The sequence below is a fragment of the Acetobacter sp. genome (assembly GCF_022483985.1).
Lineage (GTDB): Bacteria > Pseudomonadota > Alphaproteobacteria > Acetobacterales > Acetobacteraceae > Acetobacter.
Genome location: NZ_JAKVME010000001.1, coordinates 657,212 through 680,034 on the forward strand (window position 1 = coordinate 657,212; position 22,823 = coordinate 680,034).

19 protein-coding genes and 2 pseudogenes are annotated in these 22,823 nt (G+C 51.4%); 13 read left to right on the forward strand and 8 right to left on the reverse strand.

Features of this window, described 5'->3' with window-relative positions:
• The first annotated feature begins 4 nt into the window (after positions 1 to 4).
• From LKE90_RS02855 to LKE90_RS02890, 8 genes are read left to right on the forward strand one after another with little or no spacing between them, the layout of a single operon-like run.
• Positions 5 to 493 (forward strand): A24 family peptidase, encoded by a 489-nt coding sequence (locus LKE90_RS02855; RefSeq protein ID WP_291490769.1) that lies wholly within the window; start codon positions 5 to 7, stop codon positions 491 to 493.
• Positions 490 to 1,356, forward strand: coding sequence for a Flp pilus assembly protein CpaB (gene cpaB, locus LKE90_RS02860; RefSeq protein WP_291490771.1), 867 nt, complete (start codon positions 490 to 492; stop codon positions 1,354 to 1,356). The genes LKE90_RS02855 and cpaB overlap by 4 nt, the downstream gene beginning before the upstream one ends.
• Entirely contained in the window at positions 1,346 to 2,743 is a 1,398-nt protein-coding gene (locus LKE90_RS02865; RefSeq protein ID WP_291490772.1) for a type II and III secretion system protein family protein, read from the forward strand. Before cpaB ends, LKE90_RS02865 begins: the two co-directional genes overlap by 11 nt.
• Positions 2,744 to 3,037: a hypothetical protein gene (locus tag LKE90_RS02870; protein ID WP_291490773.1), complete on the forward strand. Its 294-nt coding sequence runs from the start codon at positions 2,744 to 2,746 to the stop codon at positions 3,035 to 3,037.
• Positions 3,037 to 4,293, forward strand: coding sequence for an AAA family ATPase (locus LKE90_RS02875; protein ID WP_291490774.1), 1,257 nt, complete (start codon positions 3,037 to 3,039; stop codon positions 4,291 to 4,293). The genes LKE90_RS02870 and LKE90_RS02875 overlap by 1 nt, the downstream gene beginning before the upstream one ends.
• The gene (locus tag LKE90_RS02880) at positions 4,290 to 5,636 is read left to right on the forward strand and encodes a CpaF family protein (protein ID WP_291490775.1); all 1,347 of its coding nucleotides are present in this window, start codon (positions 4,290 to 4,292) and stop codon (positions 5,634 to 5,636) included. The genes LKE90_RS02875 and LKE90_RS02880 overlap by 4 nt, the downstream gene beginning before the upstream one ends.
• A 4-nt stretch (positions 5,637 to 5,640) precedes the next feature.
• Positions 5,641 to 6,612 carry a type II secretion system F family protein gene (locus tag LKE90_RS02885; RefSeq protein WP_291490776.1) on the forward strand — a complete coding sequence of 324 codons (972 nt, stop codon included), beginning with the start codon at positions 5,641 to 5,643 and terminating at the stop codon, positions 6,610 to 6,612.
• Positions 6,613 to 6,616: 4 nt separating this feature from the next.
• The gene (locus LKE90_RS02890) at positions 6,617 to 7,522 is read left to right on the forward strand and encodes a type II secretion system F family protein (protein ID WP_291490777.1); all 906 of its coding nucleotides are present in this window, start codon (positions 6,617 to 6,619) and stop codon (positions 7,520 to 7,522) included.
• 15 nt (positions 7,523 to 7,537) lie between these two features.
• Here the strand turns inward: LKE90_RS02890 and LKE90_RS02895 are convergent.
• Positions 7,538 to 7,650: pseudogene (locus LKE90_RS02895) on the reverse strand (IS5/IS1182 family transposase); the annotation flags it as partial.
• A 295-nt stretch (positions 7,651 to 7,945) separates the two neighbouring features.
• Between LKE90_RS02895 and LKE90_RS02900 the strand changes: the two are divergent.
• On the forward strand, positions 7,946 to 8,128 hold the full coding sequence (locus tag LKE90_RS02900) for a hypothetical protein (RefSeq protein ID WP_291501389.1): 183 nt from the start codon (positions 7,946 to 7,948) through the stop codon (positions 8,126 to 8,128).
• A 255-nt stretch (positions 8,129 to 8,383) separates the two neighbouring features.
• Here the strand turns inward: LKE90_RS02900 and LKE90_RS02905 are convergent.
• Both LKE90_RS02905 and LKE90_RS02910 read right to left on the reverse strand, forming a co-directional pair.
• Positions 8,384 to 8,632: pseudogene (locus tag LKE90_RS02905) on the reverse strand (integrase core domain-containing protein); the annotation flags it as partial.
• Between the two features lie 41 nt (positions 8,633 to 8,673).
• A complete protein-coding gene (locus LKE90_RS02910) occupies positions 8,674 to 8,868 on the reverse strand; it encodes a hypothetical protein (RefSeq protein WP_291490997.1) in 195 nt (64 codons plus the stop codon).
• A gap of 737 nt (positions 8,869 to 9,605) precedes the next feature.
• Between LKE90_RS02910 and LKE90_RS02915 the strand changes: the two genes are divergently transcribed.
• The gene (locus LKE90_RS02915; RefSeq protein WP_291490778.1) at positions 9,606 to 9,980 is read left to right on the forward strand and encodes a hypothetical protein; all 375 of its coding nucleotides are present in this window, start codon (positions 9,606 to 9,608) and stop codon (positions 9,978 to 9,980) included.
• A 99-nt stretch (positions 9,981 to 10,079) separates the two neighbouring features.
• Here LKE90_RS02915 and LKE90_RS02920 read toward each other — a convergent pair whose 3' ends face one another.
• The 5 genes from LKE90_RS02920 to LKE90_RS02940 form a co-directional block, all read right to left on the reverse strand.
• Positions 10,080 to 10,997 carry a hemolysin family protein gene (locus tag LKE90_RS02920; RefSeq protein WP_291490779.1) on the reverse strand — a complete coding sequence of 306 codons (918 nt, stop codon included), beginning with the start codon at positions 10,995 to 10,997 and terminating at the stop codon, positions 10,080 to 10,082.
• Positions 10,994 to 11,587 (reverse strand): rRNA maturation RNase YbeY, encoded by a 594-nt coding sequence (ybeY, locus tag LKE90_RS02925; RefSeq protein WP_291490780.1) that lies wholly within the window; start codon positions 11,585 to 11,587, stop codon positions 10,994 to 10,996. Before ybeY ends, LKE90_RS02920 begins: the two co-directional genes overlap by 4 nt.
• A complete protein-coding gene (locus tag LKE90_RS02930) occupies positions 11,568 to 12,647 on the reverse strand; it encodes a PhoH family protein (protein ID WP_291490981.1) in 1,080 nt (359 codons plus the stop codon). Before LKE90_RS02930 ends, ybeY begins: the two co-directional genes overlap by 20 nt.
• 68 nt (positions 12,648 to 12,715) lie before the next feature.
• The gene (gene miaB, locus LKE90_RS02935) at positions 12,716 to 14,056 is read right to left on the reverse strand and encodes a tRNA (N6-isopentenyl adenosine(37)-C2)-methylthiotransferase MiaB (protein WP_291490982.1); all 1,341 of its coding nucleotides are present in this window, start codon (positions 14,054 to 14,056) and stop codon (positions 12,716 to 12,718) included.
• 309 nt (positions 14,057 to 14,365) lie between these two features.
• Positions 14,366 to 15,424, reverse strand: coding sequence for a lysophospholipid acyltransferase family protein (locus LKE90_RS02940; RefSeq protein WP_291490781.1), 1,059 nt, complete (start codon positions 15,422 to 15,424; stop codon positions 14,366 to 14,368).
• Between the two features lie 173 nt (positions 15,425 to 15,597).
• On the opposite strand from LKE90_RS02940, the gene LKE90_RS02945 reads away from it, so the two are divergent.
• The 3 genes from LKE90_RS02945 to LKE90_RS02955 all read left to right on the forward strand — a co-directional run bounded on the left by LKE90_RS02945 (position 15,598) and on the right by LKE90_RS02955 (position 22,802).
• Positions 15,598 to 17,652 (forward strand): autotransporter assembly complex protein TamA, encoded by a 2,055-nt coding sequence (locus tag LKE90_RS02945; protein ID WP_291490782.1) that lies wholly within the window; start codon positions 15,598 to 15,600, stop codon positions 17,650 to 17,652.
• Entirely contained in the window at positions 17,652 to 21,845 is a 4,194-nt protein-coding gene (locus LKE90_RS02950; RefSeq protein WP_291490783.1) for a translocation/assembly module TamB domain-containing protein, read from the forward strand. The genes LKE90_RS02945 and LKE90_RS02950 overlap by 1 nt, the downstream gene beginning before the upstream one ends.
• A gap of 312 nt (positions 21,846 to 22,157) precedes the next feature.
• Positions 22,158 to 22,802 (forward strand): TrmH family RNA methyltransferase, encoded by a 645-nt coding sequence (locus tag LKE90_RS02955; protein WP_291490785.1) that lies wholly within the window; start codon positions 22,158 to 22,160, stop codon positions 22,800 to 22,802.
• The last annotated feature ends 21 nt before the right edge of the window (positions 22,803 to 22,823 follow it).

Sequence of the window (22,823 nt, forward strand, 5' to 3'; positions counted from 1 at the left end):
AAAGATGCTGCAATACATTGCGCTGGGTGCAGCATCTTTTCTGCTTATTTTTTCGGCTGGCACGGATATTTATTCGCGCAGAATATATAATTCAGCGTCTTTCTGTATTTTTTTTCTGGCGATTTTGGTGGCTCATGGACGGGGTGACCTTACCGAAGAAATGGTTGCAGTTATACTGATTTTTCCTTTCCTTTATACGCTGTGGATTTTGCGGATATTTGGAGGGGGGGACGTCAAATTTATTCTGGCTGTTATTCCGTTGGTGCCTCTTTGCCGTTTGGTTTCCATGTTTTTATCTATTTCAGTTGCTGGCATATTTGTGGCTTTGTGCTGTCTTGCTGTGTCACGTCTTGGTAAATGGGACCAGAAATACTCAGTATCCTTGTCCGGAGTTTCTGCCTTACGTGTAAAGTCACCCGTTTCAGTTCCTTATGGTGTGGCTATAGCAATGGGTGTTCTTGTTGAAACATTCAGAGATCAAGGCATGCAATGAAACTTTACCGTTATATATTGTATTTTTCCGTTGCTGTTCTAACGATTGTCTGCTTCGTCCTGATGTTCAGGTTGGCAACAAAGCAGCAACCGGCTCCAAAAATCGTTCAGGTTACGAAGCCTGAACCGATGGTTGCTGTGCTTGTTGCCAGCAAGCAACTTTATGCTGGCGAAGTTCTTCATCCTACCGATATCACTGGTGCCAGTATTCCAAAGGCCTTTGTGCTGCCGGGAACTGTGATGGATTCATCTGCTGCCCGTCAGAATGTGGTCGGCAGCCTGCTGCGTGTGTCAATCCCGAAAAATGCACCTGTCAGAGGTGAAGATGTTGTGCATGCAGGAGATGGGGGTTTCCTGGCGGCGCTTCTGAGTCCAGGTAAAAGAGGCGTTGCCATGCCGGTTGATCCCGCGAGCGCCGTTGGCAGTTTGATATGGCCGGGTGATTATGTGGATGTGCTTCTCATGCCAACGGAGACGCATGGTGAGGATAGTGAAGGCTTAGAAACGTCGTCTGTTAAAACGCTTTTGCAGAATGTTCATGTTGTCGCTGTGGACCAGCATCTTGTGCGAGGGAAGGGGCCTATAGCTGCAGAAACTCAGAGCGCTCGTACGGTCGTGTTGGAAGTGAGTGCTGAAGATGCTCAGAAATTAGCACTAGCCCAGAAGCTTGGGCACCTGACATTGACGTTAAGATCTATGACAAAATCAGCGGAAGATGTCTCTTCTGCTGGGGCTACCTGGGACGATGATATTTTTGAATCCAGAGTTAAAGAAAAAAAATCCAAAGAAAATAAGGTTGAAGAAACTCAAAATTCTCTACACGTTTTTAATGGATTGACGGAAGTTAAAGATAATGCGCATTAATTTCTTTAAGTTTGTTTTTATATTTTTGTATTTTTTTTCTTGCAATCTCATAGATGGCATGAGTTCTGTTGCTCAGGCGAAAATATCTTCGATTGTTACGCTTGAAGTAGGTAAAGGAAGGCTTATTGAGCTGGATGCAAGTGTTACAGGTGCATTTGCCGCAGACCCCAAGGTTGCTGAAGTAAGGCCGGCCAGTTCAAAGACACTCTTCGTATTCGGGACTGGCGTAGGACGAACCACAATCTCTGCTGTTAGCAATGAAGGTCAACCAGTGGCGCAGTATGATGTGATTGTGAATCCATCTCAATATGCTGCACATCAAGCGAGAGAAGATGCGTCTCGATCAGCAGGAATAAACTACGACGCCCATGCGGGTCAGAATGGGATTGATTTTACCGGGAATGCTCCAAATCCGGAAAATGCTCAACGTGCTTGGGAAATAGCTAAAGATCAGGCCGGTAAGTCTGAAGTTTATGATCGTGTACGCTTAAAGGAATCTACTCAGGTCAATCTGCAAGTCCAGATAGTTGAAATGTCTAGGCAGCTTGTAAGAGAAATTGGCGTTGAGTGGCAGAATGTGAATGCCTTAGGTACGAGTGCTGTCATTGGCGTTGCAACAAAGAATCCACTGGCCGCTCTGGCGTCAAGCCAAAGTAGTTTTTCTTTTCTATCGCGATTCAAGATCGGTGGACGGCAAACGACTTTAGAAACAGTTATTGACGCACTTGCGCAGGATCAATTGATTCACATGCTGGCGGAACCTAATCTGACGACGACCAGTGGTGAGCCAGCGAGTTTTCTTGTTGGTGGTGAATATCCAATTCCTATTTCATCATACAATAATACCATATCAGTTCAATTCAAGCAGTATGGTATTTCCTTGTCGTTTGTGCCGACAGTTCTATCCGGTGGACGAATAAATCTTCATGTAAGACCAGAAGTTAGTCAGCTTTCTAGCAACGGTGCGGTTTCTTTTGGTGAGGGAAACTCAAGTATAAGTATTCCAGCAATAACTGTAAGTAGAGCCGATACAACCGTAGAGTTGGGTAGCGGTCAAAGTTTTGCTATCGCTGGTCTTTTTCAGGATAATACAACAACTCAGGGACTTGGATTGCCTGGTCTCGGGGATATTCCTATACTGGGAGCGTTATTTAAGTCGAACAGTTTTCAGCATAATCAAAGTGAATTGGTTATTATTGTTACTCCTTATATCGTAAAGCCTGTATCTAACCCGGAGCTATTATCAAAGCCAGATGACCGTTGGACAGCTCCCGACGATTATCAAAGGGTTTTTCAGATGAGTCAGGGGGACGGAGATAGAAAAAATAATAGAAAATACAAAAAAGAGGAAAAAGCTCCTTCTGATATAGGATTTATGGTGGAATAAATGAAAAAATTTATCAGAATTTATTTTTTTTCTGCAACTGTAGTTTTTATCCTAAATGGTTGTGCTCAGATAGATCCGCTCTATCAGGCGTCAGCATGGAACGCACAAAATTCAAATAGAAAAAATCTTTTATTGCAGGTTGAAAACACAAACGATCTTTCTGTTGGAAGAGGTGTTGCAGATTATGATGGATCTCTGGCTGTGGAAGCAGTCAAGAGACTTCGGGATGGGAAAATAAAAAGTCTTGAAAAAATCAAGCTTAATGACGTTGCTAATAGTCAGTCAGGTGGATAATGAGCCAGTTTAAGTCGATTGATCATGGACACTCATTTGAAGCGGCTGCAAAGAAAAATTCGTCAGAGTTTACGATTCAAGGTTTTGTTTCTGATGTCGCTAGTGAAAATGTAATAAGAGAAGTTTTGGATGAATTTCATCCAGGAAAATTTTCGCTATCATGTCTGTCTTGTTCTCTTGCCGCGGTAAAGCTTAGTCGAGGACTGTCTCCAGATATATTAATTATTGATGTTTCAGGAGAGGAGCAGCCCATTACTGCGTTGGTTGAGCTTTCCAACATACTTGAACCGAATGTCAAAGTTCTAGTTATTGGCGATAGGCAGGATGCAAATTTTTATCGACAGCTAACAAGAGGTTTGGGTGTTGCAGAATATTTATATAAACCTCTTAATAGATCAATGGTTTCAAGATTTTTTGGGCCATTTCTCAATGAAGATGAATATACGCCTGAGGCCACTCGCGGAGGTAGAGTATTAGGTTTTGTTGGAGCGAGAGGGGGGGTGGGGACGACAACTATTGCAGCAAACTTTTCATGGTATCTAGGTGAGGTCGCGCGACGTCATAGTCTTGTTATAGATGGTGATTTGTATACAGGATCATTATCTATACTTATGGGAACAAAGACAGATAGTGGTCTTCGAACAGCATTTGAAACACCTCAACGTGTCGATGAATTATTTATTGAAAGAAGCGCGCAAAAAATAGGAGAAAGGTGCGATATTCTAAGTAGTCAAGCTGATATATCAGAAATTATTTCCATATCAAAAGCCGGACCAAGTCATCTTATCGATGTGGTTAAGAAAAAGTATAATTATATATCAATAGATATACCTAGAGGGTTTGGTGAAATTTCTAGAAGTATGATGGATTTATGTGAGCAAAAAATAATAGTGATTGATCCATCGCTTACTTCGTTGAGAGATGTGCTGCGATATATAGCGTATCAAAAAAATGGCCGATATGGTGCAAGGCCTTTAGTTGTATTAAACAAATTAGGTGAGCCAGGAACCCTTTCTCTTAAGGAAGTGACTGATGGACTTGGTCGTGCACCAGATGTGGTTATACCATTCCTTCCTAGAGTTATTAATGAATGTGAAATATCAGGATATCCAGCGGCTCGTTCGAAAAATTCATTTAGTTCTGCTATCTCTATTCTTGTTCAGGAAGCTGCCTCAGTAGCAATGGAAAAGAAAAAAAGTAAAGTTGGAAAAATAAGGAGTGGTATAGAGAGTATGTTTTTAAGGTTTAACTCATGAGCTTAACTCCTAGATTTGGAAAAATATTGCCTCAAACTTCGGTTTTCTCTGAAGAGAATGAGGATATTTTCAGTGTTCAACATAGAGAGACCATTGTTCAGTGGGCAGAATTACATGGATTATGTCTGGAGAGATTGGACCCGGTAGCTGTTTCTAAACTCCCTCCTGAGAGACTTATTCCTGAAATTGAGCGTGTAGTCGATGAGACAGCTACAGAAAAAAGAATTCAGCTTAATGCTCGTGAACAAAAAATTTTAGCTAATGAACTTGTAAATGATATAAATGGTCTTGGACCTATTCAGCCGCTTTTGGATGATGATAGTATTACAGATATTATGGTGAATGGACCATTTAAGATATTTGTTGAGAAATCAGGAAAGCTGGTTGAAAGTGGAACGAAATTTCGTGACAGACGCCATTTAATGGCTGTAAGTCAAAGAATTGCTTCTGCTGTTGGAAGGCGGATCGATGAGTCAAGTCCAACTGTAGATGCTCGTTTAGAGGATGGGTCACGTGTAAACATAGTATTTCCTCCACTTGCGCTTGATGGTCCTTATTTATCAATACGCAAATTTTCCAGAAAAAAAATAGATTTTAAAAAATTGGTTGAAAATGGAAGTTGTTCTATTCAACTCGCAAAAATATTAGAAATTGCTTCTCGTATACGTTTGAATGTTATTGTTTCCGGAGGAACAGGGTCGGGGAAAACAACATTGATGAATGCCATGTCACGTTTAATAGATCCTAGTGAGAGAGTAATTACAGTCGAAGATGCTGCGGAATTGCAGTTCCAACAACCTCATGTTGTTCGTCTGGAAACACGTCCGCCATCTATTGAGGGAACTGGTGAAATTACTCAGCGGGATTTGGTTCGAAACGCATTACGTATGAGGCCTGATAGGATTATCATCGGTGAAGTCCGTGGGCCTGAAGCATTTGATATGTTGCAGGCTATGAATACGGGACATGATGGAAGTATGTCTACAATTCATGCTAATACAACAAGAGATGCAATAACTAGAATAGAAAATATGGTTCAAATGGGTAATTTTGGATTGCCTACGTCTTCAATAAAAACACAAATAGTTGGAGCAGTTGACATTATAGTGCAAATAGAGAGGCAGCGTGATGGTATAAGAAGAATCGTGCAAGTGACGGATGTGTCTGGAATAGAAGGTGATATTGTTACATTGAATGATATCATATCTTTTCATATAGATGGTGAAGATTTTAACGGAAAAATAAATGGACATTACTCTGTTTCTAGGTCTCGCCCAAGTTTTTATAAAACTCTGATCTACTATCAACTTGATCATGTTTGGGCAAGTATTTTTGAGGAATAAGTTAATGAATGGTATATATGAAATATTTTTTTATTTCTTGGTAGTGATTTTGTGCAATATATTGTGTGTATTTTCATTTTTTAAGCAAAAAAAATTAAATTATTATATAAATAAGAGGTTTGATAGTGTTATTGAAAACAAAAAAAATTCTGATTTTTTTATTGATATTATTCCTGAAACGATAACAACTAAAGCTGTTAAGAAAACTTATGTCGACTATGTATTAAAAATACTTTTTGCCTTTGATAAAAATTCTGAGGTGTGTTCTATGCAGGAGTTGAAAAAATTTTGTTTTTTCTCTCTTTCTGTTTTTGTGTTTTGTTTTGTTTTGTTTGTTTCTTATTTTTCTTTTAACATAATGGTTCTTTTTGGTTTTTTCTTTTTGTGGATTGCATTTGTTAGATTCCATTTTGGCGGAAAAATTAATAAATTTAGGATAAATTTAGTTGAGCAATTACCTGACACTGTTTTTATGATGGCTAGGAGTTTAAAAATAGGCGTCTCATTATCTCGGACCCTCGAGCTGATTGCTAGGCAATCGCCTGAACCTACAAAATCTTTGTTTGATGATGTTGTGAAAAAAATATCTGTGGGCAAAGAGTTCGGTGAAGTTCTGGATGAGTTAGCGATTAGAGCTGGAATAAGCGAGTATAGATTTTTTTCAATTATTGCCAAATTGCAGAGCAGAACAGGTGGGGGGTTGGCTGATATTCTTGATGGGTTTGGAAAAAATATTAGAAAAAGAGTTTCAGCTAAAAGAAAGGCTATAGCATTGGCATCTGAAGCGCGTATGAGTTGTTATGTATTGTCAGCTCTTCCTATATTTATGGCTATTGTGCTTGCAATAATGAATCCACAATATGTTTCTGTGTTATATAAAACTCATTCTGGATTAAAATTATTATATGTAGCGTTATGTTTGTTTTTTTCCGGTATAGGGTCTATGTTTTTTATAACAAAAATGACGCTTAGGTGAAGTCATGTTGCTTTTTTCCATTTCTTACATAATTGTTGTTTTTATTTGTTTTTTTGATATTAGAAATATTATTTTTTTTAAAAAAAGAAAATTGTTGAGGTTGGAAGGGGTATATAAGAATGTAAATTATATAGAAAAAGAAAATATCAAAAATAAATCAATTGTATCTTCTTCATTGTATAAGTTATCTTTTTTATTATCAAAATTAAAAATATTTAATGTTTATGGAAATAGCGAAGAGAAAAAATATATAGACATATTTGGGATGGATTACAGTTATTTTTTATCTATAAAAATATGTAGTTCATTATTTTTTATTTTTGTGTCTATTTTATTTTCATTATTGTTTGGTTTTAGTTTTTTTTACTATATATTTATTTGTATTTTTTTCTGTTTTGTTGGATTCAAATTCCCTAATTTTGTTTTTAACCAAAAAAGAAAATTGCATCTTTCTCGAGTTGAAATGGGAATGGCTGATGCGCTGGATTTGTTTTTAGTGTGTGCAGAAGCTGGTCTGGCAATGGAATCTGCAATGGAATGTGTTGCGGTCGAGATGATTCTGTTAAATAAAGATGTCGCAGAAGAATTTAAAATAACTATTGATGAAATGAGAATTAATAGTGATAGAGTTAAAGTTATTGAGGATTTGGGAAAAAGAACTGGATTGATTGTTATGAAAAGACTGAGTGGTGCATTAATTCAAACGTTTGAAACGGGATCTTCCTTAGTTTCTGTATTGAGAGTTTTGGTTTCTGAAATAAGAGAGGATTCATTGATAAGATTTGAAGAAAGAGCAGCTAAGCTTTCTGTTATACTCACATTTCCAATGATAATTTTTTTATTGCCTTGTATATTTATAATAATAGCGGGTCCAGCGGTCCTTGGAATTATTGGTGTTCTTAAGGAATAATGTTGTATTTTAAATTTCATAGCGGACGGTGAGGCGGCGAAAACGCGATATCCATGTGAAGGTGCGTTTGATGACAAGCGATGTTTTCCGATATGGTTACTGCTTTCGATGCCTTTTCTGGCGATCCTATGCTTGGTCCTGCGACCATCCAATTATCCTGGACATTGGCATCGGATAGCAAAACAGTCAGCGAATACCCTGTCGGTCAGCGATAATGTGCCGTTTCGTCCCAATATCTCACGATCTGTGGAATATTGGCCTGTCGTTTGCCCCTTTTTGTCGCAATAGACGCGCTGTCTATGCAGCCACCGCTTCAGTCCAGGCTGCCTGGCTTGATAACGGCGAATTTGCAACTCACGATACAAACTGTTCCATACATCCGCCTGATGCCAATCTCACAGGTGATGCCAGCAGATAATACCAATGGCTGCTGTCTCTGGCTGCGGTGTGGTGTTAGCCGGAGTGGAGCGGTGGCATGGACTGGCAGATTCTGCGGAACAGGACCGGTCCGTCATGGAGTATTCAAAAAAACTTCCCGACAATCCTGAATTCCACACCGACCATCTACCGCACAACAAACGGATTGAAATCTGGTTCCAAGGCTAAGTACGGATAGAAAAAAAGAACAGTGTCGTCCGGTATAAATAGGCCATGTGGAGAAGCCGGTCACACCAGTCGGCCGCCCAGCGCTATGCCAACGACTGGTTGTTCGAGGCAATCTGTCTCGCACGTAGCAAGGCCGGAGGCCTCGTACTCCCGTTTATCGGCTCGGACAGTATTCGTGCACGGCTATGTGATAGATTGCTCGTGGGTCCATCTTCCTCATGAGCCGATGACCTTGCCCCTGAAATGCTCTCAGATTTAAGTTTGGGGCTGTGGGTTATTGTATGCCGTTTTGGTGTGTTGAACGAAAGCCTCTGGCGTCATGCTATTGAGGCTAGTATGGGGCCTGACAGCCTTGTAGTCGGCCCGCCAGACGTCGATGACCGTCCGAGTGTGGGAGATATTGCGGAACAGGTGGTCGTTGAGGCATTCGTCAGGGAACCGGCCGTTGAAGCCTTCGACGAACCCGTTCTGTTGCGGCTTGCCTGATGCGATGTGGCGCCACAGTATGGTTTGCGTGCAGTATTCATCCAGCTGTTCTGCAACACTCACGCCAGAAAGTACATAACATCCTCTAGTAGCCGAACCGGCGTCGTTCGCCCGCAAGATTGCGCAGCCGACAGCGTGCCTCGGCAGATGTAGAAGGTCGTGTCGCTGATCCAGCGCCTGCGGCACAGATCCGTAGCCGTCACTCCCGCCTGATGCTTCTTCAGAATCCCAATGATCTGGTCCTGCGTATTCATCGTCTGTCTCCAGTGGACAGAGCTTACTTCAAATCGAGGGCATTTCAGGGGGCAGGGTCACCGACGAACCTGCTTGCGGGCAACGTTACGACCGAGACGGCGTAAATGTGCCATCTCATCTCCTTGGAGCCATAATACGGCGTTTCCAGAAACTGTTCGACGATCAGCGCATCAACCCCAGATTGGCCTCGCTCTGTGATACAGACCGATAATAGATGAATGTCATGTCACGGACCATTTCCCTATGATTTGAGTGATGAGTGTGCGGTTTTGGATATTTTTCATAAAAAAACAGGAAGAAATTGTGCAAATTACTGTAGGCTTGAGAGAGTGACGTTTCCGATAAGTCGGAAAACCAGATGGTGGATGAAGCGCAACACCCAGCCGTAGACACAATAGAAGTTGACATTTTTCAGAGAGGGTCGGGTATAACGCAATTTTCCATTACACAAGGTATTTTATAGGTGTCTGTATGATGTGTTCACTCTGTTCATTTAATATTTATTTATTTTGATATTATAATCAAAATTTGTAATGAGTGAACCAAATATGACTTCAATACTTTATTTTATTGTAAAACATCTATTCACATTCTGACCGTGATGTCTATTTTATGCACTCAGGCCTGTGAGAGGAGATAATGCCTATTTCAACGTGAAATTTCGCTTCCCTATGGAATGTATTCCTTGATGCAGTTATCACACCGATCGAAAAAGGTCTTGAACCGGAGGTGATGAGTGATCGTTCAGGATTATCCGTGGTTCAGCGACATGCCGGACTGCCTGTACTACATGCGGGCTGAGGAATTTCCTCGTCCTTTTATAGAAAAAGGAATTATCTTCATTCTTCCTGATAAATTAAAAAATTTTCGTAAAAATCTTTATCATGTGAGGCGGCGGGACAATGATGATTCCGCGCTGTATGTCCCATTGTTTCGGGCAAACTGTCTGCTGGAAAGCGAACCTTGCCCCAAGGATATGTCCGGACCGTTTCCGGTCTATCCGTTTTATACCAGAATAGCGCGTAACAGACGGCACTATCTCGATTATTACATGCTGTTCCTGTTGGGTAGTCAGTCCGAGAGGGCGCGTTTCAACACTCTGACTGCCTGATCATATGCCCTGATTGTTGTTTTCGGGTCTCTTCACCAGTCTGACCTCGTCCATGTAAACTGAATAAAGTTCCGGCAGGAGAAGAACTCCTGCCGGAAGTCAGGACGCTGTGGTTTTTTCGGCGATCGTTTTTTCTTCAACCGGTCGGCGCACGCGCACCTTGCGGATATGGCGGGCATCTGCGTCCAGAACACGAAATACAAAACCATTTTCGTGATTGAGGACTTCGCCGCGCGTGGGAACATGCCCGGCAAGACGGAATACCAGCCCGCCAATGGTTTCAATTTCAGATTCACGCTCGGACTCTGTCAGGATCGGCCCGATCTGTTCCTCAAACTGCTCCATCGGACAGCGGGCATCCACGTCGAAAGATCCGTCCGGACGCTCGGTGATCAGTGCGACGGTGGGTTCGTCATGTTCATCCGAGATGTCGCCAACGATGGTTTCAATGAGATCCTCAATGGTGACGAGGCCATCGATTCCGCCATATTCGTCGATCACAAGCGCCAGATGCACCTGCCGCTGCCGCATCATCAGCAGCAGATCAAGCACCGGCATCTGCGGAGCGATCATCAGCGGCTGACGCAGCAGAGTTTCCAGATTGAACGCCTCGCTGGTTCCAACATAGGCGATGAGATCCTTCACATGGATCATGCCGACAATATCGTCGAGCTGCCCGCGATAGACCGGCATGCGTGAGTGATTCTCACGCCGCATCATCGCCAGTGCGTCGTCGAGGCTGATATCGGCTGGCATCGCCACGATATCCGCACGCGGCACCATGACGTCATCCGCGCTGGTTTCACGCAGGCGCAGCACATTGGCGATCAGCGCCCGTTCCTGACGGTCCAGTTCAGGTGCTTCGTCGCCACCTTCACCCGCATCAGCGGCTTCCTGCACGAGTGCCGCGATGGAGTGACGGACACCGTGCTCTTTCTTCCGGTTGAACAGGGAAAACAGCCCCTTACGGGTTTTCTGTGATCCGTTCAGGCCGTTTGAATGGTCCGTGTCACTCATGTCCGGGATTTCCACGGATTGGGGAGACCCATCATCGCCAGAACACGGGCCTCTTCCATCTCCATGCGTCGTGCATCGCCAGCTTCATGGTGATCATGGCCGCTGAGATGAAGCACGCCATGCGCAATCAGGTGCGCCAGATGGTGCGCCACAGGCTTTCTGGCAGCATGAGCTTCCCGGCAGACAACGCCGAGCGCCAGAATGATCTCACCGCCGGGATAGCCGGGTGGCGGCTCGAATGTGAGGACATTGGTCGGCTTGTTCCGTCCGCGATGACGTGCGTTCAGCGCCTTCACGACCCTGTCCGAGGACAGGACGATCGTCTCCGGCAGCACAAGCGCCACTCCGGAAAAACGCCGCTCCATCCAGACGAGACTGGCGTCGCTGGCGCGTCTCACCAGACGCTCGACATGGGGGACGACCGCCCGCCAGCCCGTGTCCTCGACAATGATCTCGGGACCAGTGCCGTCTGTTCCGGTGTCGTCCTCCCACTGGGTGGGAGGGAAGGGGAAGAGCCCGGCCCCGAAAGGGGAGGGCTCATCGTCTGCCACGCTCCGGAGAGCGCGGCTGTCAGTACTTGGCGGTTCCATTGTGCTCCCGGCGGAATCTGTTGTTGCGGGAGGGCTCCCGTTCCACCGTCTTCTTGTCATCATACGCATCAACAATGCGCGCGACCAGTCTGTGCCGCACAACGTCTCTCGCGTCAAAGCGATTGACGGCAATACCCTGCACGCCTTCCAGCGTATCGAGCGCATCCTGCAGGCCGGAAGTCGTGCCCGACGGCAGATCGACCTGACTGAGATCACCCGTGACGACCATCCGCGTGCCGTTGCCCATACGGGTCAGAAACATCTTCATCTGTGCGGGTGTGGTGTTCTGCGCTTCGTCGAGAATCACATAGGCATGGGCCAGTGTGCGGCCACGCATGAAGGCGAGGGGCGCAACCTCGATGTCGCCGGTCGCCATGCGCCGTGTCACCTGATCGCCCGGCATCATGTCATGCAGCGCGTCGTAGAGCGGGCGCAGATAGGGGTCGATCTTTTCTTTCAGGTCACCGGGAAGAAAGCCCAGCCGCTCGCCAGCCTCCACAGCGGGGCGCGACAGGATGATCCGGTCCACCTGACCCGACTGCAACATGGCGACCGCCTGCGCGACCGCGAGATAGGTCTTGCCGGTTCCTGCGGGACCGACGCCGAACACCATCTCGTTGCGGGCCAGCATTTCCATATAGGCTGCCTGTCCCGGGGAGCGCGGCTCGATCGCACCCCGGCGGGTCCGGATGGCCGGGAGATCATTGATCATCAACCGTGGGCCGTTGTGCGGCTTTGTCTCGACTTCGGTGGCGGCTTCCGGCGCCTGACCGGGAACCTGATCACGCAGGGCGGCGTGAATGTCGGAAAGGCGAATGGCGGCGTCGATCTCATCCGTGTTGATCGGCGTGCCACGCTCCAGCTTGCGGTAAAGCGTTGTCAGCGCGGAATGAGCCAGCGCCGTGCGGCCCGGTTCTCCAACAATCGCAATCCGGTTGCCCTTGCAGGCGATGCGTACTCCCAGAGCTTCCGCCATGTGACGCAGGTGCCGGTCATGGTCTCCGACAAGTTGCGCCAGCAGGGCGTTATCTCCGAATTGCAGGGTTGTCGTGCGCGACATGTCCCGTGTCGGAGAGGAGGGGGAGCCCTTGTGACGAGGCTGGGAGGTTCCGGGTGCGATGGGCTGGGTCAAGCGGGCATACACTCCTCGACAAGCGTTCCGACCAGCGAATTGCTGAGTCGTTGCGTGATCAGCACGGGCAGAACCCTGCCGACCAGATCATCCGGTCCATCGACATGAACCGGTTGAAGCCATGGGGACCGGCCGACCATCTGGCCCGGCTTGCGGCCCCGACCTGTGAACAGCACGGGCGCGATGATATCGACAACAGCTTCGTTGAAGGAATCCTGTTGTTCGCGCAGCAGTGCCTGCAATGCCTGAAGACGCTCGTCCTTGATGGCCTCCGCTACCTGCAACGGCGCGCCAGCCGCCGGAGTTCCCGGCCGGATCGAATATTTGAACGAGTAGGCCAGAGCGAACCCGACATCGCGGATAAGCTGCATGGTCGCTTCGAAATCCTCGTCGGTTTCACCCGGATGCCCCACGATGAAATCGGAGGACAGGGCCAGATCCGGACGCACGGCCCGCAGACGATCCACGAGGCGGCGATATTCGTACGCCGTATGGCCCCGGTTCATCGCCTTGAGAATCTTGTCCGAGCCGGACTGTACGGGCAGATGCAGGAAGGGCATCAGAGCGGGCAGATCACGATGAGCCATGATCAGGTCATCGCCCATGTCGCGCGGATGCGAGGTCATGTAGCGGATACGCTCCAGCCCCGGAATCTCAGCCAGAGCATAGGCCAGTCGGGCGAGGCTCCATGCGCCGCCGTCCGGACCCTCGCCATGATAGGCGTTGACGTTCTGCCCGAGCAGGGTCAGTTCGCGCACGCCGCTGGCGACCATGCGCCGGGCTTCCGCCAGAACGGAGACGACGGAGCGGCTGGCTTCCGCGCCACGGGTGTAAGGCACCACGCAGAACGAGCAGAACTTGTCGCAGCCTTCCTGCACCGTGAGGAACGCGGTGACATTGCCTGCGGTCTGCGGCGCTTCACTTTCGGGAAGAAAGTCGAACTTCTGCTCGGCGGGGAAATCCGTATCGATCACGGAGCCACCGGCGCGGGCGGCGCGGGCCACCATCTCCGGCAGGCGATGATAGGTCTGCGGCCCGAGCACGATGTCCACATAAGGCGCGCGCTTGAGAATCTGCTCGCCTTCAGCCTGAGCGACACAGCCCGCCACGGCGAGGACGGTCTGGCGGCCTTCCGTGCTGCGTTCTTCCTTGATGTGCCGCAGCCGACCCAGTTCGGAAAACACCTTCTCCGCGGCGCGGTCACGGATATGGCAGGTATTGAGAATGATCATGTCCGCCTGCGCGGGATCATCCACCGGCGCATAGCCCAGCGGGCGCAGGACATCGGTCATGCGGGCGCTGTCATACACGTTCATCTGGCAGCCCCATGTGATCATGTGCAGACCACGGGTGTTGGGGCGGGCGTTGGACGCACTGGCGCTATGGGGTTTGGTGGGGAGATCAGTCGTCACAGTTCAGGCTCGTTCCGGCACGCCGCCGGACCATTCCGCACGACGGAGGGAGGAATCCTGAATGAGGGCGTCCGGGTCAAGGGCAGAAGCTCATGACGCCGATTCCGCCAATGAGAAAGCAGAAGAAATGAGAAAGGCAATCAAGCCATGAACCTCTCTTCGCGCCGGGAACTACAATCGGACGTGTCTGATCACGCCTTCAGTCACCATCTGGGGAAAGATACAGGGAACTTGTCAAGAAAACCTTTTATTTTCACGCTTCCGTGATGCGTTGGCTGGGCCCTTGAGCCGGACCTGCCATTCCGGGGCATCGGGCTCGTCATTCTGGCGGAGACGGGCGGCTCCTTCCATCACGGCGTGCCACGTCGCCTGCGCCAGCGCCTTGCGACTCGGGAAATCATCGGGGTCGAGAGGCGTGTGCAGCAGCACGGTGGCGCGCATGGATTTCCGCTTCACCAGTTGCCAGACGTGCGGGCCGAGATCCATGTCGCCATACCAGGAAAAGACAGTCCGACGCGCCTTGCCCACACGGAAGCCATCGAGTCTGTCATAGACCAGAGAGATGGGCTGAATCAGCGGCGACATGCCGGGAGGGAAGTCGGGCATCATTTCCGCAGAATCAGACTCCCGCAATCGTGGAGGCTTCGCTATGGCGAAAAAGGCCGACATGAACGGCAGAACGCGTGATCCATCGGAGGACGTGCCCTCCGGAAACAGCACCAGATTGTCACCGCCCGCGAGCCGGGATGTCATCTGATCGCGCTCGCGGCCTGTCGTATTGCGCTGGCGGCTGACGAAAATGGTGCGTCCGATCTTCGAGATCAGGCCCATGACAGGCCAGTGCTCAATGTCACCCTTGGCGACGAACACGGAAGGCAGAATGGTGCCGAGGACCGGCACGTCGATCCAGCTCGAATGATTCGAGATATAGATGATCGGCCGCTCTCCGCGCGCGCGGGATTCCGGTCCCGTGACACCGCCCGCCTTGCGTCCGATGACATTGATCTTCAGGGCCAGAAGACGGCACAGCCCCCCCCAGATCACCCGCGTCCAGCGGATTTTGGCGTTGCCGGGAACGATGAGCAGGAACGCCTCGAACCCGACGGACAACGGCACCCAGATGAAGATGGCGAGGAGCTTGCTCACTCCCCGGACACGCTGGAAAAGACTGCGCCTGGCCTGCTTCCGCTCTTTCGCGTCTATCCGGTCAAGTTCCTCGGCGTCGATCCGGAATGGGGGGCCGCGTCTCTTCAGATGGGACGGGGAAGGGGAGGATTTAGCGGATGCGCGCATATGCCTCTCCGTCCGGGAGGGTAAGAAGGAGTACTGAGTGCATCCCTTCCCTTACTCTCAAATCACGATTTTCTACAACGGATGACAGAACGGACCAAAAAAACGACACAGATCGCCATAAAAAAGGCCGTCTCACCTCGTCGGTAGAGAAAATTCTTGTCATTAAGGGTTTGATGTCCGTCTTCGTCGCCTTCCCGCCAGTTTCCCATACGCACGAAAAGAAGTGTGGAGAGGGGAAGCCCAGAACCGCCTGCCGCCGTCAGCCGCGTGATGGCGGATCATGGTGGAAAGTGGCGTCTGCTTTCGTGGTGCTTCTGAGCGCAGTGCAACCCTCCCTTGCAGCCAGCGGGGACAGCGGAAAGCAGAAGGAAAAGGTGCCGGAGCCTGTCGGGCCGACGGTGTCCTACACGACCCGGATCGAACCGACCGGCAATGCGGATGTCGATGCGGCCCTGACATCCTCATCCGATCTGCTGAATCTCCAGAAACTGCACGCGGTTGGCCCTTTCGCCCTCGCGGGACGAATCAGGAATGAATATAGCCGCCTGAACACGGCGCTGGAGAGTTTCGGTTTTTACGACGGCACAATCACCATCACGATGGACCGTCCGAAGAACGCTCAGGTGCCGCCGCAGAGTAAGATGGAGGGACAGGATATCGGCCTGCCGCTGTGGCTGGCCTCCATGCCGTCGGGACAGACGCTTGCCATCAGGATCACGGCGAAGACCGGGCCACTCTATCATGTCGGCTCCGTGAAGCTGGTCGAGCCGACCACCAAAAAGCCGGTCATTCTCTCCGAAAGCCAGCAGAAGGCGTTCGGGATGAAGACAGGCGTGCCCGCAGTCGCAACCACTGTGCTTCAGGCGGCCAACCAGTTGAACGATACTCTCAGGGAGGAAGGTCATCCTCTGGCCAAGGTCGATGTTCCGACCGCATGGCTGCAGCCGACATCAAGAACGCTCGACCTGATGTATCCCGTTACGATCGGACCAAAAGCCGATATCGGTGAGATCACGCTGAACGGGCTGGAATACACCAATCCAAAATTTGTCCGCAAACGCCTGATGATTGCACCGGGACAGCTCTACCAGCCCTCCAGAATTGAGGATGCCCGGCAGGATCTGGCGTCGCTTGGAATCTTCTCGACAGTGGGTGTGAAGGATGCACCCAGACTGGCCCCTGATGGCAGCATGCCGTTGGCATTCAGCTTCGGGGAAGCCAAACGGCACACGGTCGGAGCCGAGGTTGGATATTCGACGGATCTTGGCGGTCGCGTCGGAGCCTCGTGGACGCATCACAATCTCTTTGGCAATGCCGAGCGCCTGAAACTCACGGCGCTGGTTACAGGTGTCGGCGGCACGGCCCAGCAGGGATTGGGTTATGACGTCTATGCTGATCTCTTCAAACCCGATTTCCCCGGACGTCGCCAGAACGCCAGCTTCAGGGTCGAGGGAATCCGGCAGCTTTTCTATTCCTATCGCCAGACAGCCATCATCCTGAGAGCGGGTATCGTCCGGCAGATCAGCAAGCGTTGGAACGTGTCCTACGGTGTGGCGGCAGAGCAGGAAACAATCGAGCAGTTCGGCGTCACACGCGACTATTCGCTGATCTTTGCGCCGATTAGCGCCAACTATGACAGCACCGACCTGCCTTCACCTCTCGATCCGGCGACCCACGGCGCCCGCTTCTCGTTGAGCGTAACGCCGTCCGCTTCTTTCAATCACGGCACCCGTTTCTTCGCCCTGCTTCAGGCCAACGCCTCGACCTATTTCGATCTGGCGCGACTGGGGCTTACGCAGCCGGGCCGGAGCGTCTTTGCATTTCGAGGAATCGTCGGCAGCGTGCAGGGAGCTTCCACCTACGATATCCCACCGGACCAGCGACTCTATGGTGGCGGCACGGCGACCATCCGGGGCTTCCGGTATCAGGGTGTCGGACCACAGTTTCCCAATTCCAAATACGCTATCGGCGGCACATCGCTCGACGCCGGAACAGTCGAGTTCCGTCAGCGGTTTTTCAAGAGCTGGGGAGCGGCGGCCTTCATGGACGCCGGACAGGTGGGCTCAGGGAGCGCGCCCTTTACCGGCACCGTGCGCGTCGGAGCGGGTGCGGGCGCAAGATATTTCACACCGATCGGACCTGTGCGTATCGATATCGCCGTGCCGCTCAACCGGCAGCCGCGCGGCGACAAGTGGGAACTCTATATCGGTCTGGGAGAAACATTCTGATGTCCGAAACGGCACCTGATATCTCCGCCAAACCACGTCGGTCACTTGGTCGCCGCATCGCCCGGGGAAGCGGGATCGCCGCAGCTTCGGTCGCCGGTCTCGTCGTGCTGGTCGCGGGCGTGGTTCTCGTCGGCGCTAATCTCGATCCGGGACGTCATTTCATCGAACGGCAAGCCTCCTCGCTGACCGGCAATACGGTTGTTGTCACCGGCCTGCATGGACGTTTTCCAGATGCCCTGAAGATCGCGCATATCGAACTGCGGGACACAAAAGGCGTCTGGCTCACCATCGACAATCTGCGCCTCGACTGGTCGCCGCTTCGCATGGTCGGCCGCACCGTTCATGTCGATCTGCTCAGTTTCGACCGACTGGCCATACCGAGACTGCCGGAAAGTGATAGCTCCAAGCCCGCGACATCCGCCAGTGGTCCGACCCGGACCGGTCTTGGTATCGACATCAAGGCGGTAGACGCCAAACGGATCGAAGTTGGCGCACCGGTCGCGGGACTGGCTGCCATATTCTCCCTGCAAGGCCACGCAGCCGCACCGGAACTTGATGCGCTGATCAATGGACTGTCCCTCAGGAACCTCCCGAAAGCCGATATTCTCGTTGACCTGAAACGCCTTGATGCGGACGGGGCGTTGAAGGTCGCTGCAAAGACGGAATCACGCGCACTGACGCTCGATCTGACCGCTCAGGACGGCAAGGACGGCATCGTCGCGGGGCTGAGCAGGATGCCTGAGATCACGCCGGTCTCCCTGACCCTGCATCTGGCCGGTCCCACGGAGGCTGCCGCTCTCGATTTCGGCGCGCAGGCGGGAAGCATCACGAGCACGGTGAAGGGCAAGCTCAATCTCGTCGCCAATACGGCTGATGTTGCCGCCGCTCTCAACGCGCCCGCCATGTCGCTCAGCGACAGTGTCGGCTGGCAGTCCATAGCCTTGGCGGCAAAACTGAGCGGTCCCTATACCGCGCCCGCCGGAACCGGAACGCTGACCGTAAAGCAGCTCGTCGCAGGTGGCGCGCAGGTAGGCTCTCTTGACGCCAGCTTTGACGGGATCGGGCAGGGCGAGGTTCTCGATCAGCTTCATCTTCATGCAGCCGCGTCTGGAGTGCGTATCCCCGGCAGTTCGCCGACCCTGCTGGCCAGTGCGCCCTTGCAATTGGACGCCACATACGCGCCCAACAATCCGGTCGCGCCGGTTGTGCTGGCGCTGACGCATCCGCTGCTTCAGCTCAACGCACAGTCCGATACGAAGCCCGTCCTCAAAGGCAACGCGACCCTTAACCTGCCTGATCTCGCTCCACTCGCGGCGGCAGGCAGGCAGAAGCTGGAAGGTCATGCCGACCTTGCAGCCAGCTTCGCTTTGCCGGAAGCCTCCGGCGACACAACGACAGTGGCTCTGACCGGCAATATCGCCGCGTTGAAAGGGCTGGAACAGGCCGTTGGTCTGATCGGACCGAGTGGCAAGCTGGCGGCTCACGCGACTCTCACCAAGCGGGACGATGGGCAGACTGTTCATCTCGACACGTTCACACTCGACGGACGCGCTCTGCATCTCACGGCCAACGCCACCGCGAATACGAAAGACAGCAAGACCACGCTGGATGCTGCACAGGCCAGTCTGTCGCTGACGGACCTGTCTGCGGCGGCAAAGATGCTGCGTGGCACAGCGAAGCTTGATCTCGACGCCTCCGGTCCAACGGATGACCTTTCGGCCAAAGCGCATCTCGCCAGCGATTTCGGCACGGCCACAATGCCGCGTGGCCCGATTACACTCGACCTTGACGCCGAACATCTGCCTTCCGCGCTGACAGCGCATCTGACGGCAGGGGGCACGCTCGATAAAGCGCCTCTGAACGTCGATCTCGCCGCGACGCAGGATAAGGATGGAAACCGGACCCTGAAAATCACCAAGTTGGACTGGAACAGTGTGCACGGAGACGGTGCGCTGGAACTGCCGTCCAAACGCAAGATTCCGCTTGGAACATTTGATCTGAAGATCGCCAGACTGGCGGATCTGAAAAACCTGATCGGCCAGCCTGTCAGCGGCACACTCGCAGCTTCGCTGAAAAGCACGGCGGTCACCGACAACAGCCCGCTGAAAGCCGCAATCAACGTCACCGGCGATGTGGCGATGACCCCCTATCGCATCGGGGCGCTGAAACTGACCGGCTTCGTCAATGATCCCGAAGGATCGCCCAGCGCCGACCTGTCCCTGCAACTCGACAAGGTTGCCGCACCTTCCATTGCGGGCGGCCTGCGGGCAACGGTCAAGGGACCACAGAACGCGATTGCTGTTGATGCTAACGGGCGGTTTTCCGAACTGTATGGCGCTCCGGCGGCCCTCGATCTCGCCGCTGTGGCTGACATTCCGGACCAGAGCGTGCGGGTCAGTCGTCTGACGGCCAACGCCAAGGGCGAATCTCTGAAACTTGAAGCGCCAGTCAAGGTTTCCTACGGCAAGACACTGGGTGTTGACCGGCTTCGCGCCACGGTCGCACCGCCCGGCGTGGCTCCGGCCAGCATCGATATTGCCGGCACGGCCAAACCCGTCCTGAACCTGACAGCGACGATCAGGAACGTCACACCCGCGCTGGCCAAACCTTTCGCACCCACCCTGCACGCAACCGGCACACTGTCCGCCGACGCCAAAGTGACGGGAACGCTCGCGGCTCCCCGTGGCACTGTGCGTCTCGACGGGCATGGTTTGCGGATGATGTCGGGCGACGCGGCTTCGCTGCCTCCCGCTGAAATCGCGGCAATGGCCGATTTGGCTGGCGCAACAGCCCGCCTGAACGCTCATGCCAGCGCCGGTCCAAAGGTCACTCTTTTGGCGGACGGCACTGTTCCGACCTCCATAACCGGTCCGATCAATCTGCACACGCGCGGCAATCTGGACCTGTCGCTTGCCAACGCCATGCTGGGTGCAAGCGGTCGACAGGCGCTGGGCATGGTCAATTTCGACATGACGGTGGGCGGAACAGCTTCGCGTCCGGCTGCTCGCGGCTCACTGACACTGCACAAGGGCGATATTCAGGACTTCTCGCAGGGCCTGCATCTTTCGGATATCGAGGCGAGCGTGCTGGCTGAGAATGATCGTCTGGTCATCCACTCCTTCACTGCACAGGCCGGAAAGGGCGGCATGGCCCTCACGGGGACGGTCGGGGTCTTCGCCCCCGGTATGCCGGTCGATCTACATCTGACGGCAAGCAAGGCGCAGCCCGTGGCGAGCGATCTGCTGACCGCGATCATGGATGCGGACATCACCGTCAAAGGACAGGCCGATACGCGCATCGACGTGGTGGGCGGCATCAAACTGCCTCATGTGGAAATCAATATTCCCAATTCGATGCCGAGTTCGGTCGCGACGCTGAATGTGATCCGCCCCGGTGACAAGCCACCGGAGGCCGAGAAGAAAGTCACGGAGCGTGTGATCGGGCTGGATTTGAAACTGACCTCTCCGGGGGAGTTCTTTGTAAGAGGCCACGGTCTGGACGCCGAGATGGCGGGCCTGCTGAGCGTGAAGGGAACGGCGTCTCAACCGGTCGTGGAAGGCGGCTTCAACATGAAGCGTGGCCTGTTCAGTCTTGGTGGTATCACACTGAACTTTACAAAAGGCCGTGTCGGGTTTGATGGCACCGGTGTCTCCCACAAGCTCGATCCGACACTGGAATTTGTCGCCGAACGCAATGTCAGCGGCCAGACGGCCATGCTGAAGGTCGGCGGTTACGCCAGCGACCCGAAGATCACCTTTGAGTCCATTCCTTCCCTGCCGCAGGATCAGGTTCTGGCGATGCTGCTGTTCGGCACGGATGCTCATTCACTGTCCACCACGCAGATGGCGGAACTCGGCGCGGCTCTGGCGACCATCGCGGGAGGCTCGGGCTTTGACCCACTCGGAACCGTCCGCAAAACCCTAGGCCTGGATCGTCTGGCCATAGGCGGCGGCTCAGGCGTCGGCAATGGTGGCGCGAGCGTCGAGGCCGGCAAGTATGTGATGAAGGGCGTCTATGTCGGCGCCAAGCAGGCGACTTCCGGCAGCGGCACGCAGGCGCAGGTGCAGGTCGATCTGACCAATCACCTGAAGCTCAATACGACAGTTGGCACGGGCGGAAACGTGACAGGCTTCACCACGCCGGAAAACGATCCGGGAAGTAGTGTGGGGCTGTTGTGGCAGTATCGGTATTGAGAGAATGATTTATTTTAGGTTGTATTATATTGGTGTTATAGAAAAAATTATTAAAAATGTAGTAATATGCAGAATTAATCAATAAAAATTAGGCCATATGATGGGTGTGAGCTTTTTATAATGATATATCTATAGAATATAAATAAAGTTTTTTCTGATCTGAATGCTTTGATGTTTGATATTTTGTATTGATGATGAATTGGTGCGGGTTAATGTTGTTGTGGATTATCTATCTTTGTCTGGACGAATAGTTGATATCGGTTATGATAGTCCGGAGGTATAATATTTTTCAATATTGATTCGAGGCGTATCGTGAAAGAAAAAACTGGAACGAGGCAGGGTGTTCGCAACCGCGCCAACGAAATCAAATCATTCCAATGCAAAAACCTTATTGCAGTCCTTGAGAATCCTACTGATGTAAAAAATATTGGCACAGTCATCAGAAACGTAAATGCGATGGGTGTGGAGAAAATTTATGTCGTCGATCCCAGAAAATCGTTCCCTGACGACTGGCAGGAATTGCGCGAGAATAGAACGATTTCAAAGACATCTGTTTCTGCCGTAAAATGGACATTCGTAAAGCGCTTCGATAGTACAGAAGAATGTTTGGCACATCTGGAAAAAAACGGTTTTAAATCGATCGTCACGTCACCGCATGTGAAGGGCAAAGCAAGCGTGTTTCTTCATGAAGGCGATTATACGATTCATCACAAGCTGGCCGTCTGGTTCGGGAGCGAAGCAACGGGAATCAGTGACGTGGCCGTGGAAAAAAGCGAGTTATGTGTCAGCATCCCAATGTTTGGTATGATCGAAAGCCTTAATCTGGGAACGAGTTCAGGCATCGTTCTTTATGAGGTCACTAAGCAACGACGCGACTATCAAAGCCATTATAGACACCGCGGACGCAGAGGTGAACGAAGCACGCCTTTGCCTACCGAAATCCTGCCGCAGGGCTGAGCGACGATCAGTATTGCCCTC

Excerpts from the sequence above, each read along its gene's own strand:
- LKE90_RS02855 (WP_291490769.1), top strand. The coding sequence starts at position 5 with ATGCTGCAATACATTGCGCTGGGTGCAGCATCTTTTCTGCTTATTTTT.
- cpaB (WP_291490771.1), top strand. The coding sequence starts at position 490 with ATGAAACTTTACCGTTATATATTGTATTTTTCCGTTGCTGTTCTAACG.
- LKE90_RS02865 (WP_291490772.1), top strand. The coding sequence starts at position 1,346 with ATGCGCATTAATTTCTTTAAGTTTGTTTTTATATTTTTGTATTTTTTT.
- LKE90_RS02870 (WP_291490773.1), top strand. The coding sequence starts at position 2,744 with ATGAAAAAATTTATCAGAATTTATTTTTTTTCTGCAACTGTAGTTTTT.
- LKE90_RS02875 (WP_291490774.1), top strand. The coding sequence starts at position 3,037 with ATGAGCCAGTTTAAGTCGATTGATCATGGACACTCATTTGAAGCGGCT.
- LKE90_RS02880 (WP_291490775.1), top strand. The coding sequence starts at position 4,290 with ATGAGCTTAACTCCTAGATTTGGAAAAATATTGCCTCAAACTTCGGTT.
- LKE90_RS02885 (WP_291490776.1), top strand. The coding sequence starts at position 5,641 with ATGAATGGTATATATGAAATATTTTTTTATTTCTTGGTAGTGATTTTG.
- LKE90_RS02890 (WP_291490777.1), top strand. The coding sequence starts at position 6,617 with ATGTTGCTTTTTTCCATTTCTTACATAATTGTTGTTTTTATTTGTTTT.
- LKE90_RS02900 (WP_291501389.1), top strand. The coding sequence starts at position 7,946 with ATGGCTGCTGTCTCTGGCTGCGGTGTGGTGTTAGCCGGAGTGGAGCGG.
- LKE90_RS02910 (WP_291490997.1), bottom strand. The coding sequence starts at position 8,868 with ATGAATACGCAGGACCAGATCATTGGGATTCTGAAGAAGCATCAGGCG.
- LKE90_RS02920 (WP_291490779.1), bottom strand. The coding sequence starts at position 10,997 with ATGAGTGACACGGACCATTCAAACGGCCTGAACGGATCACAGAAAACC.
- ybeY (WP_291490780.1), bottom strand. The coding sequence starts at position 11,587 with ATGGAACCGCCAAGTACTGACAGCCGCGCTCTCCGGAGCGTGGCAGAC.
- LKE90_RS02930 (WP_291490981.1), bottom strand. The coding sequence starts at position 12,647 with ATGTCGCGCACGACAACCCTGCAATTCGGAGATAACGCCCTGCTGGCG.
- miaB (WP_291490982.1), bottom strand. The coding sequence starts at position 14,056 with ATGATCACATGGGGCTGCCAGATGAACGTGTATGACAGCGCCCGCATG.
- LKE90_RS02940 (WP_291490781.1), bottom strand. The coding sequence starts at position 15,424 with ATGCGCGCATCCGCTAAATCCTCCCCTTCCCCGTCCCATCTGAAGAGA.
- LKE90_RS02945 (WP_291490782.1), top strand. The coding sequence starts at position 15,598 with ATGTCCGTCTTCGTCGCCTTCCCGCCAGTTTCCCATACGCACGAAAAG.
- LKE90_RS02950 (WP_291490783.1), top strand. The coding sequence starts at position 17,652 with ATGTCCGAAACGGCACCTGATATCTCCGCCAAACCACGTCGGTCACTT.